Origin of the sequence: Micromonospora sp. M51 (assembly GCF_018070305.1) — a bacterium.
Classification (GTDB): Bacteria; Actinomycetota; Actinomycetes; order Mycobacteriales; family Micromonosporaceae; genus Micromonospora; species Micromonospora parva.
Genome location: NZ_JAGPXZ010000674.1, coordinates 1 through 3,402, shown reverse-complemented (window position 1 = coordinate 3,402; position 3,402 = coordinate 1). Strand labels below are relative to the sequence as shown.

Annotated in this window: 3 protein-coding genes; 2 read left to right on the top strand and 1 reads right to left on the bottom strand. The window is 71.6% G+C overall.

Annotated features, from left to right (window positions below; translation table 11 throughout):
- A partial coding sequence (locus tag KBX53_RS26835; RefSeq protein WP_210862315.1) for a class I tRNA ligase family protein occupies positions 1 to 1,242 on the bottom strand: 1,242 nt, incomplete at its 3' end.
- Positions 1,243 to 1,646: 404 nt separating this feature from the next.
- Between KBX53_RS26835 and KBX53_RS26830 the strand changes: the two genes are divergently transcribed.
- Both KBX53_RS26830 and KBX53_RS26825 read left to right on the top strand, forming a co-directional pair.
- Positions 1,647 to 2,699 (top strand): MoxR family ATPase, encoded by a 1,053-nt coding sequence (locus KBX53_RS26830; protein WP_030334536.1) that lies wholly within the window; start codon positions 1,647 to 1,649, stop codon positions 2,697 to 2,699.
- Position 2,700: 1 nt separating this feature from the next.
- The coding region (locus tag KBX53_RS26825; RefSeq protein ID WP_210862313.1) for a DUF58 domain-containing protein at positions 2,701 to 3,402 on the top strand (702 nt) is incomplete at its 3' end.

The window sequence follows — 3,402 nt, the reverse complement described above, 5'->3', positions numbered from 1 at the left end:
CACGTAGTCGGCGATGAAGATCGGGATCTGCCCGCCGGTGACCGGGTTGGTGGCGTACGCGCCGATGAAGACGCCGGTCTTCTCCTTGCTGTCGGACTGCCGCTCGACGTCGGTCTTGGCGGCTGCCGCCTTCCGGTACGCCTCGACGGCCTCCCGGGGGCCGGCGTGCCCGCCCGTCCACGCGTCCCGCGTGCCCCCCCGCCCGCGGGTCGGCGCCACCGTGTCGACCAGCTCGTGCTCGGGCGCCAGCACCATGTAGGTGGCGCCGAAGATGGTGTCCGGCCGGGTGGTGAACACCCGGATCGGCGCCCCGGCCGTGGCGAAGTCGATGTGCGCGCCCTGCGAGCGGCCGATCCAGTTGCGCTGCATCAGCTTGATCGGCTCGGGCCAGTCCAGGCTGTCCAGGTCGTCCAGCAGCCGGTCACCGTACGCGGTGATCCGCATCTTCCACTGCTTCAGGTTGCGCTTGAAGACCGGGAAGTTGCCCCGGTCGGAGCGACCGTCGGCGGTGACCTCCTCGTTGGCCAGCACGGTGCCCAGCCCTGGGCACCAGTTCACCGGCGCCTCCGAGACGTACGCCAGCCGGTGGTCGTCGACGACCTGCCGGCGCTCGGCGACGCTCAGCTCCGCCCAGGGGCGGCCGTCCGGGGTGGACCGGTTGCCGCCTTCGAACTCGGCGATCAGCTCGGCGATGGGCCGGGCCTTCGCGGCGTCGCGGTCGTACCAGGAGTTGAAGATCTGCAGGAAGATCCACTGCGTCCAGCGATAGAAGTCGGTGTCGATCGTCGCCACCGAACGCCGCTCGTCGTGCGCCAGACCCAGTCGGCGCAGCTGCGCCTTGTACCGCTCGATGTTCGCCACCGTGGTGGTACGCGGGTGGGTGCCGGTCTGCACCGCGTACTGCTCGGCGGGCAGACCGAACGCGTCGAAGCCCATCGCGTGCAGCACGTTGCGCCCGGCCATCCGCTGGTAACGGGCGTAGCAGTCGGTGCCGATGTAGCCCAGTGGGTGGCCGACGTGCAGGCCCGCACCGGAGGGGTACGGGAACATGTCCAGCACGTACAGCTTCTCCGCGCCGGCGCGCGGGTGGGTCGGGTCGGCCAGCGGCCCGGTCGGGTTCGGTGCGTGGAAGGTGCCCTCGCGCGCCCAGGTGTCCTGCCAACGGATCTCGATCTCGTCGGCCAGGGCCGCGGTGTACCGGAACGGGGGAATGTCGCCCGCCGGTGCGGCTGCCTCACTCATCGTCTCTCCTCGCTTCGCTTCGCTTCGTCTCGGCACCACCGGGCCGGGCCGGCGGCGGGCACAAAAAAGCCCCTCGCGCAGGAGGGGCCGCCGTGCTGTCGCTGCGTTCAGCGCATCAGCACGGCCCGGTAAGAAGCAGGAAGACTCCGGCCATGCCCCGCAGTGTACCTCGCCCACGGCTCGTCCTGCCGGCCCCCGGGCGGCTCGAAGCCGTTCCCCCGAGCTGGCGAAAATCGGTGCGTAACCGACGGACTACCTGCGGGGGTCGGCGATAACGACAAACATGGTTAGCCTGAGAGACCAGTGAGATTCCTGCGGCAAACGAGGCTCGGCGTCGCGAACCCAACGGCGGGTCCAGGTGCTCTCTGTGCAGAGCTGCCGTGACGGCGACGAGGAGGAGGCCCGTGACACAACAGACCTGGGACGAGGTGGGCGGCCTATTGCCGCACGACGAGTTCCGCGCCGCCAGCGAGGCCATCGTGGCCAACATCGAGCAGGTCATCGAGGGTAAGACCGCCACCGTGCGGCTCGCCCTGGCCGTCCTGCTCGCCGAGGGTCACCTCCTGATCGAAGACGTCCCAGGTGTCGGCAAGACCAAGCTGGCCAAGGCCCTCGCGCGGTCCATCGACTGCACGGTGCGGCGCATCCAGTTCACCCCCGACCTGCTGCCCAGCGACGTCACCGGGGTCAGCGTCTACAACCAGGAGACGCACGACTTCGAGTTCCGTCCGGGCGCCGTGTTCGCCAACCTGGTGGTCGGCGACGAGATCAACCGGGCCTCGCCGAAGACCCAGTCGGCGTTGCTGGAGTGCATGGAGGAGCGGCAGGTCACCGTCGACGGGGTGACGTACCAGCTCCAGACCCCGTTCATGGTGATCGCCACCCAGAACCCGATCGAGATGGAGGGGACCTACCCGCTGCCGGAGGCGCAGCGCGACCGGTTCACCGCCCGCATCGCGATGGGTTACCCGGACTCCAACGCCGAGCTGGCCATGCTCGACGGTCACGGCGCCACCGACCCGCTGCACGAGCTGCGCGCGGTCTCCGACGCGGCCATCGTCCGGCAGCTCATCGCCACCGTCCGGCAGGTGCACGTCGCGGACGCGGTCAAGCAGTACGCGATCGACCTGGTCACCGCCACCCGCGAGGCCCCCGACCTGCGGCTCGGCGCGTCCCCCCGGGCGACCCTGCAGTTGCTGCGCACCGCCCGCGCGGTCGCCGCCCTGGAGGGCCGCGACTACGTCCTCCCCGACGACCTGCAGGCCCTGGCGGTGCCGGTGCTCGCCCACCGGATCATCCCGACCGCCGACGCGCAGCTCGCCCGACGCACCACCGACGCCATCGTCTCCGAGCTGGTGCACCGCCTGCCGCTCCCCCACGACCGGCAGCGCAACCCGTACGACACCCGGCCCGCCACCGGAAACGGCCGCGCGCCCTACGAGCCGCGGAGGCCATGACGTGCGTGCCGGGCTACGCGGGCTGACCACCCGCGGGCGGTCCTTCCTCGCCGCCGCGGTCGCGGCGGCGATCTCGGCCGGCATCCTCGGCGAGAAGGACCTGCTGCGGGTGGCCGTGCTGTTGGCCATCCTGCCGTTGCTGGCCGCCGCCTACGTCGGGCGCAGCCGCTACAAGCTGGCCTGCAACCGTTCGCTGGACCCGCACCGGGTTCCGGTCGGGGCCAACTCCCGGGTGGTGCTGCGCCTGCAGAACCTGTCCCGGCTGCCGACCGGCACCCTGCTCCTGGAGGACCGGCTGCCCTACGCGCTGGGCAGCCGGCCCCGGGTCGTGTTGGAGCGGCTCGGCGCGCACCAGGCCAGCTCCGTGGCGTACACGGTGCGGGCCGACGTGCGGGGCCGCTACGACGTGGGCCCGCTGGTCGTCCGGATGACCGATCCGTTCGGCCTCTGCGAGCTCACCCGCTCGGTCCCCAGCACCGACCACCTGACGGTCATCCCGCAGGTCACCCCGCTGCCGTCGGTCCGGCTCCCCGGGGAGTACGCGGGCAGCGGCGACAGCCGGGCCCGCTCGGTGGCGGTGCACGGCGAGGACGACGCGGCGACCCGGGAGTACCGGCGCGGCGACGACCTGCGCCGGGTGCACTGGAAGTCCACCGCCCGCACCGGTGAGCTGATGGTGCGCCGCGAGGAGCAGCCCTGGGAG